Here is a 6,863-nt window from a genome sequence, read left to right on the forward strand (position 1 = left end):
TAATGGGTGAGAGGCCGGAGTAGGCACCCGAGCACAACCACCCACAGGGGCTTATCAGGCTGACGGCCGGCGGCGCGGCTCACGGCCGGTAATTCACACGGCGGCGAGCAGCAACGATCACGGTTGCGTCCGATCCGACGGCCGAGCCAGCGCATCGGCCAGCGCCGCCCGCCACTCCCGCAACGGCGTGAGACCGGCCTGCGCCCATGCCCGATTCGACAGCACCGAATATGCCGGGCGCCGTGCGGGACTCGGGAAATCGGCGGTACCGCAGGGCCGCACCCGCTCGGGATCGGCCCCGAGTTCGGCGAACACCGCCCGCGCCAGCCCGAAGCGACTGACCGCGCCCGCATTACTCGCGTGCAGCACACCCGGAATCGGCTGCCGCGCAACGAGTTCCAGCAAGCCCCGGGCCAGATCGGGTGCATAGGTGGGCGATCCGATCTGGTCGTCGACGACCGATATCGTCTCGCGTTCGGCCTCGAGCCGTCGCATCGTCGCCACGAAGTCACCGCGGTCGCCGGTGTACACCCACGCCGTGCGCACGATCGTGGCCTGCGGATATTCGCCGAGCACGGCCTGCTCACCGGCCAGTTTGGTACGGCCGTACACACTTGCCGGGCCGGTCGGATCGTCCGGCTCGTACGGATCCGACGCGGTGCCGTCGAAGACGTAATCGGTGGAGATGTGGATCAGTCGCGCGCCGGCCACGCGGCAGGCGGCCGCGAGGACCGCCGGCCCGGTGACATTGCCCGCGTACGCCGCGTCGTGCTCGGACTCGGCGGCGTCGACGGCGGTGTAGGCGGCACAGTTGAGCACCACGTCGCCCGGACGGACGACGGCGCACACGGCCTCGGCGTCGGTGATGTCGAGATCGGCACGCCCCAGGGCGAGGGCCGCGGGCGCCGCCGTGCGCAACGCCCGGCCGAGCTGTCCGCCGGCGCCGGTGATCACGAGCCGGGACTGGGAATCGGGACTCATCCGGCAAGTCTGGCACGCCACGCCAACAGCGGTTCAGCGGTGCGGGCGCACTGGTTGGATAGCCTCGAATCCGGGAACTCCCCGGTACGCCACCGGTATCGGAGGCGGTGGGCTACGCGGGCAGATTCTCGAACGGGGGTCGATCGAGCGTGGAAAAGGAATACGGAGTGCCGCAGAACAGAAGTGCCTCGTCGCCGCCCCGCGGCGCCGGAGCACCACTGCCCGGCGGCCGCATCCCGCGAGCTCGCGGCGTTCGCCCGAGTTCGGGTCCCGGGGTGAATCGTCCCGGGCGGATACTCGCCGTGGCCGCCGCGGCGGTGGTGTTCATCGTCACCGGATTCGGCTGGCACAGCGTGGATTCCCTGATCTCCGGCATCGAGCGGATCGGCAACCTGGGCCTCGGCGGCGGCCACGACGGTGCGGTCGACATCCTGATGGTCGGTATCGACAGCCGCACCGACGCGCACGGCAATCCGCTCAGCGACCAGGAGCGGGCGATGTTGCACGCCGGCGACGAGGTCGGCACCAACACCGACACCATCGTGCTGATCCGGGTGCCCAACGACGGCCGGTCGGCGACCGCGATCTCGATTCCCCGCGATTCCTATGTCGACATCCCCGGTATCGGCAAGGGCAAGATCAACTCCGCCTACGGCGCGACCAAGGAGAACGCGCGGCAGAAATTCGCCGCGCAGGGCCTCTCGGATTCCCAGATCGAGCAGAAGTCCACCCAGGCCGGCCGGCAGGCACTCATCAAGTCGGTCGCCAACCTCACCGGAGTCACCGTCGACCATTACGCCGAGGTGGGCCTGCTCGGATTCGTGCTGCTCACCAATGCCGTGGGCGGGGTGGACGTCTGCCTGAACAACGCGGTGGACGAACCGCTCTCGGGCGCGGATTTCCCCGCCGGACAGCAACGGCTCGACGGGGCGCAGGCATTGAGTTTCGTGCGTCAGCGCCACGATCTGCCGCGCGGCGACCTGGATCGCATCGTGCGCCAGCAGGTGTTCATGGCCTCGCTGGTGAACAAGGCCCTCAACGCCCGAATCCTCGCCAATCCCGGGAAGTTGCGCGTACTCGCCGATGCCGTCGGGCGCACGATCGTGCTCGACGAGGACTGGGATGTGGTGGCCTTCATGCATCAGCTGCAGGATCTGTCCGGCGGAAAGGTGAATTTCGAGACCATTCCGGTGCAGGATCTCGACGGAACCACCGCCGACGGCGAATCGGTGGTGAAGGTAGACCCGAAATCGGTGAAGTCCTACGTCGCGGCGGCGGTCGGCGCCACCACCGACGTTCACGACGACGACCGCCCGGCGGCGCCGAGTTCGGTCACCGCCGACGTCTACAACGCCGGCAGCACCGGCGGTCTGGCCGGCCAGGTCGCACAGGCGCTGACCGGGAAGGGTTTTCACACCGGAGCCGTCGGGAACTGGACAGGGGCGCCGGTGCGCAGCAGCCGGGTGCTCGCCGCCGCGAGTTCCGACCCCAAGGCCAAGGCGGTCGCCGAGGCACTCGGCGGCCTGACCGTGGTCGCCGAACAGGATGTGCCGGAGGGTGCGGTGCGCGTGGTGCTCGCCGATGACTACTCTGGTCCGGGCTCGGCGGCCGGCAGTCTGTTCGACATGTCCGGAACCTCGCCGGCCTCGGGCACCGCGACACCGGTGCCGCCCGCGCCTCCCATCGACGCCGGCCAGAACGGACCGAAATGCGTGAACTGAACGACACTCTCACCGATGCCCTGCTCGGCCCGATCCTCGCCCGCGACGCCGCGGCGCCGCGGATCACCCACTACGACGACAGCACCGGCGCCCGCATCGAACTGTCCGGCCTGACGCTGGCGAACTGGGCGGCCAAGACCGCCAATATGATTCGCGACGAATTCGGCCTCGCCCCGGGCGCGCGGGTATCGGTGTTGCTGCCCGCGCACTGGCAGACGGCCGCGGTCCTGCTGGGCTGCTGGTGGGCCGGCACCGAGGTGGTGCTACGACCGGACACGGATGCCGAACTCGCGCTGGTCTCGGCCGCACGCATCGACGAGGCCGGCGATATCGCCGAGGTGGCCGCGCTGTCGCTGGATCCGATGGGTATGCCGGTCGCCGATCTGCCGGTCGGCATCACCGACTACGCCACGTCGGTGCGTGGGCACGGTGACCAGTTCCACCCGGCGGGCGCGGGCGCCGCCCTCGACGGCGCCACGGTCGCCGAGACCGTGACAGCGGCCCGGGCCTCGGCCGAACGGCAGGGGTTCGGCGCGAGCGACCGGGTGCTGTCGACCACCGACTGGGACACCACCGCCCACCTGATCGACGGACTGCTCGCGGTATACGCGGCCGGAGCCTCGCTGGTGCAGGTGACCGCCCCCGATCCGGCTCGGCTCGAGCACCGGATCGGCACCGAACGCGTCACCGCGCGCCGGTCCTGATCTCCTACCCGGGTAGGGCACGGCGATCCACCCGCAGTCCGTTTTCGGGACGCCCGCCACTCCGTAGTGTGGGTGTCAGCGAACCGGACGACGAACGGGGATGGCGATGAAGCCGCAGTACTGGTTTCGGTGGTTGGTGGTACAGGGCACGCCGCGGCTGGCCTTGAAGACCTATGCCCGCCGCGGCGAGACCCTGGCGAAACTGATGTCGAGCCCCGAGGCGGTCCAGGATCCGATACCGCTGCTGGAATCCCTGCGCGACCAGGGACGGCTGGTGCACTCCCCCTTGGGCTGGGCGACCACCGATTACGAGCTGGTCCGTACCGTCCTGCGCGACACCACCTTCAAGGTCGCGGCGGCCGAGGGTTTCGTGCCCGGACCGCTGCGCCCGCTGATGGATCTGGCGACGCTGCCGCCCAATCCGGTGCAGCCGCCGTCGATGCTGGTGATCGACCCGCCCGACCACACCCGGATGCGTAAACCGGTGGCCTCGGCATTCACGCCGCGCGCGATCGCCCGGCTGCGCGACCGCGTCGAATCGGTGACCACGGAACTGCTCGACGCCCTGCCCTCCGGCGGTTCGGCGGATCTGGTGGCCGACTTCGCCTCCCAGGTGCCGATCGCGATCATCTCCGAGATGCTCGGCTTCCCCGACGCGGACCGCGACCGCTTCCTGGCCTGGGGTGACGCCGTCTCGCCGATGCTCGATATCGGCATCAGCTGGCGCACCACCCGCGGCGCGTCGGCGGCCATCGTGGAGATGGACCACTACCTCGACGAGCACATCGCGCGGCTGCGTCGCGAACCGGGCGAGGACATCCTGTCCGGTCTGGTGAGCTCCGGCACGCTGGACGACACCGAATTGAAGGCCTCGGCGACACTGCTGATGGGCGCCGGATTCGAGACCACGGTCAATCTGATCAGCAACGGCATCGTCCAGCTCGTGACCCATCGCGATCAGCTGGACCTGCTGCGTGAGGATCCGCAGCTGTGGCCCAACGCGATCGAGGAGATTCTGCGCTTCGACGCACCGGTCCAGAACACCGGCCGTATCGCCGGGCGCGAGGTGGAGCTGGCCGGTATCACGGTGCATCAGGGCAGCACGGTGGTGCTGTCGCTGTCCGGCGCCAATCGCGACCCGAAGGTGTTCGCCGAACCGCACCGCTTCGACGTCACGCGCGCCAACGCCAAGGATCACCTGACGTTCTCCAGCGGTATCCACGCCTGCCTGGGCGCCAGCCTCGCCCGGATGGAGGGCACCTACGCGCTGCGGTCGCTGTTCGACCGATTCCCGAATCTCGTGCTGGCCGGTCGCCCCGAGCGTCGGCCGCTGTTCACCCTGCACGGCTACAGCCGGTTGCCGGTGCTGCTCGGTCAGCGCGCCGAACAGCCCAGCAGCGTCTGAGCCGGCTCAGCTGAAGCCGACCGCCTGGTCACCCCAGGCGGTGTGCAGATCGTGATCGGGATCGTCGAGCACCCGGTCCACAGCGTCGACGACCAGTGTCGTGCGGGTGGATTCGCGGTAGGGCGGCCAATGTTTCGAGCCGTCCAGCGCCGCGGGCACCCCGTGTTCGGCGAAGGCCAGCCAGCGCCGCATCATCCGGCCCGACACCTCGCTCGCGACCTTGCGACCGCCCAGCCAGAAGGTCGGATCGTGATCGAAGGAGCCGAAATTGCCGAAGATGTACGGCAATTCGGTGGCGTGGCCGGCGCCGACGCGCGCCGCTTTCAGCATCGGCGTGGCCTGATCGAAGCGATACATCCAGGTGCGGCTGTGCCGGGAATGCGCGTCGGCGACCCAGTGCGCCGGCATCCGGAACGCCGCATCGGTCGACATCGCCAGCGCACCGCGCGTCTTGGCCAGATCCGGGTAGGCGGAGGTGATCTCGGCGATGCGCTCGTGCGAGAGCCCGGGATGTTCTCCGGCGACGGCATTGAGCATCGCGTTCACCGCATCGGGGGTCACCGGCATGATCGGCGAGCGGAACAGGCGGAACAGTGACGCCTCGTCCTTGTTGGTGCCGATGATCAGCGGTACGCGATGCGAGCGGCCCTGCTGGAAACGGTCGGTCGGATAGGTGGGTAGCAGATCGCCGTCCACCACCGGCGCCGCGGCCAGGCGTCCCGGTGACTGCAGCGGCACCTCGTCGAGCAGGACACCGGCCGCGTCCACGATCCGCTCGATGGGGCATTCCAGCAGTTCCCGGGCGCGTTCGGGCGGCAGGTCCATCAATTCCAGGAAACGGCTCGCCACCCCGGCGGCCCGGTCGGGACCGAAGACGGTGGTGGCCGGTGGACTCTGCGCGATGGCGCGGTGGAACAGGCCTGCGGCCCGCGGCGAGGTCAGCAGCGCCGTCACGCATCCCGCGCCGGAGGATTCGCCGAAGACGGTGACGTTACCCGGATCACCACCGAAGGCGGCGGCATTGTCGCGCACCCATTCCAGTGCCGCGATCTGGTCGTGCAGGCCGAGATTGGCGACGAACCCGTCGCCCAGCGAGGACAGATCGAGGAAGCCGAGCGCGCCGAGCCGATAGTTGACCGCGACGATCACCACATCGCCCGCCTCGACCATCCGGCGGCCGTCGTAGATCGCCTGCGCGGCCGTGCCCAGACAGTAGGCGCCGCCGTGCAACCAGACCATCACCGGACGCGGCTGCATCGGTTCGGCGGCCGGCGCCCAGACATTGACCCACAGGCAGTCCTCACCCATGCGCAGCCCCGAGTCCACGGGCACCATATCGCCCATGGTCTGCGGGGCGATCTCGCCGAATTCGGTGCAGTCACGCACTCCCGACCAGGCTTCGGGCGGTTCCGGCCGCGCGAACCGCTTGGGGCCCGCCGGCGCCGCGGCATACGGGATGCTGCGCCATACGTGAACGGATCCCGTATGGAATCCGCGGACCGCACCGCTGGTCGTGTGGGCGACGGGTCCGGCAGTGTCCTCGACCGGAGTCGCCTCGAAGAATTGAGTGCTCATCTCGCACCTCCTCGTACTCCCTGTAACCGAGAGTACGTCCGAGATCATTCGTACCGCGTCAACCTCGATCGATGTGGCCGAGGTCGCGGTCGGGATCGATGCGGTCGCGCACGCGCTGTTTGAGTCCTGCGATATCCGGGAACCCACCGTCGGCTCTGCGCTCCCAGATCTGCTCACCGTCGACGGTGATCCGGAAGACTCCGCCGGTGCCGGGGATCAGCGCCACCTCGTCGAGGTCGGTGCCGAAGGTGTTCAGCAGCTCCTGGGCCATCCATCCGGCGCGCAGTAACCACCGGCATTGCGTGCAATATTCGATCGCGATTCGTGCCATGCGGTGACCCTAGTGAGGGACCGGATTCCCGGTAGTCACCGCGCGGCTGTCCACGTTTGAGGCAACTCCTTCGCTATCTGTTCTAATCGGAAATGTATTGCCGTAATGGTAGTGGGAGAGCACTGGCGACTCTTTACGAGCCGATT

The 6,863-nt window shown here is 68.8% G+C and carries 6 protein-coding genes; 3 read left to right on the top strand and 3 right to left on the bottom strand.

All coding sequences use genetic code 11. The features are described 5' to 3' along the window. Positions 1-117 precede the first annotated feature (117 nt). Positions 118-981 carry a dTDP-4-dehydrorhamnose reductase gene (rfbD, locus tag NK1_RS04400; protein ID WP_063007260.1) on the bottom strand — a complete coding sequence of 288 codons (864 nt, stop codon included), beginning with the start codon at positions 979-981 and terminating at the stop codon, positions 118-120. A gap of 275 nt (positions 982-1,256) precedes the next feature. Here rfbD and NK1_RS04405 point away from each other — a divergent pair, with 275 nt between their 5' ends. The 3 genes from NK1_RS04405 (at position 1,257) to NK1_RS04415 (ending at position 4,811) form a co-directional block, all read left to right on the top strand. Further along, complete coding sequence (locus NK1_RS04405; protein ID WP_167354219.1) at positions 1,257-2,702, top strand: LCP family protein; 1,446 nt, start codon at positions 1,257-1,259, stop codon at positions 2,700-2,702. Then, positions 2,690-3,406 carry a TIGR03089 family protein gene (locus tag NK1_RS04410; protein WP_063007295.1) on the top strand — a complete coding sequence of 239 codons (717 nt, stop codon included), beginning with the start codon at positions 2,690-2,692 and terminating at the stop codon, positions 3,404-3,406. Before NK1_RS04405 ends, NK1_RS04410 begins: the two co-directional genes overlap by 13 nt. 100 nt (positions 3,407-3,506) lie before the next feature. Then, the gene (locus tag NK1_RS04415) at positions 3,507-4,811 is read left to right on the top strand and encodes a cytochrome P450 (RefSeq protein ID WP_439955924.1); all 1,305 of its coding nucleotides are present in this window, start codon (positions 3,507-3,509) and stop codon (positions 4,809-4,811) included. A gap of 6 nt (positions 4,812-4,817) precedes the next feature. Here NK1_RS04415 and NK1_RS04420 read toward each other — a convergent pair whose 3' ends face one another. Continuing rightward, positions 4,818-6,386, bottom strand: a complete 1,569-nt coding sequence (locus NK1_RS04420; protein ID WP_063007261.1) for a carboxylesterase/lipase family protein — start codon at positions 6,384-6,386, stop codon at positions 4,818-4,820. Between the two features lie 58 nt (positions 6,387-6,444). Further along, the gene (locus NK1_RS04425) at positions 6,445-6,717 is read right to left on the bottom strand and encodes an Rdx family protein (RefSeq protein WP_036504585.1); all 273 of its coding nucleotides are present in this window, start codon (positions 6,715-6,717) and stop codon (positions 6,445-6,447) included. Positions 6,718-6,863: the final 146 nt, after the last annotated feature.

This window comes from Nocardia kruczakiae NBRC 101016 (genome assembly GCF_001612965.1).
Classification (GTDB): domain Bacteria; phylum Actinomycetota; class Actinomycetes; order Mycobacteriales; family Mycobacteriaceae; genus Nocardia; species Nocardia kruczakiae.